Genomic DNA, 518 nt, shown 5'->3' on the forward strand with positions numbered 1-518 from the left:
TACCCATATCAACATGGAGCGCCCGTGGGAAGACGGTCTAAACATCCGTAAAGGCCGGATCGGGAGCTAACGACACGCCGTCATTAGCAACTATTTTTGTCTATTAACCCGTCCAATAAACAGTCCGCACCCCCTTTTGTCTATTAACCCCAAAAATCCCGCGTCACAGGCGGACCTATGACGCGGGACATCACAGAGTGCCCCCGGCAGGACTTGAACCCGCGACCGATGGATTATGAGTCCACTGCTCTAACCTGCTGAGCTACGAGGGCAGCGCGTAAATTCTAGCAGGCGCGAATTGGTCTGAGCACCAATCACCAGGTTCATCTTTCGCTCCCAATAAAACAGGTAGGGCATAAGGGCGTTCCGGCCTTTAGAGTGCGTCAGACAGGAACGCCCAGCTTTTAATTTATGCGTGCACCTCGCGTAGCAGCGCCGCGATTTTCTCCGAATCCTCCACGCTCAACGGCACCTGCGGGGCACGCATCAACGGCGAGCACTCCACCCCACACAAACGC

Annotated in this window: 1 tRNA gene; it reads right to left on the reverse strand. The window is 55.2% G+C overall.

The window, feature by feature from the left end:
• Positions 1–198 precede the first annotated feature (198 nt).
• A tRNA-Ile gene (locus PWJ82_RS09535) sits at positions 199–272 on the reverse strand.
• Positions 273–518 lie beyond the last annotated feature (246 nt).

It is taken from the genome of Actinotignum schaalii (genome assembly GCF_028864145.1).
In the GTDB taxonomy this organism is placed as follows: Bacteria; Actinomycetota; Actinomycetes; order Actinomycetales; family Actinomycetaceae; genus Actinotignum; species Actinotignum schaalii_B.